The organism is Lactobacillus sp. 23-2 (assembly GCF_044902225.1).
In the GTDB taxonomy this organism is placed as follows: domain Bacteria; phylum Bacillota; class Bacilli; order Lactobacillales; family Lactobacillaceae; genus Lactobacillus; species Lactobacillus absianus.
Map to the genome: position 1 here is coordinate 1 of NZ_JAOQBX010000105.1, position 204 is coordinate 204.

The following is a 204-nucleotide window of genomic DNA, read 5'->3' on the forward strand; positions in this document are numbered from 1 at the left end:
CACTTTCGGATTCTGAAGCTGATTCGCTTTCAGACTCGGAAGTTGAGGTGCTCTCAGATTCGGAAGTGGATACGCTCTCCGATTCGGATGCTGACTCACTCTCAGATTCTGAAGTTGACTCACTCTCTGATTCGGAAGTAGATACGCTCTCAGATTCGGATGCTGATTCACTTTCAGATTCTGAAGTTGAGACGCTCTCCGATT

1 pseudogene is annotated in these 204 nt (G+C 47.1%); it reads left to right on the forward strand.

Going from position 1 to position 204, the window contains the following annotated elements:
• Nucleotides 1-204: pseudogene (locus OCH80_RS10355) on the forward strand (fibrinogen-binding protein); the annotation flags it as partial.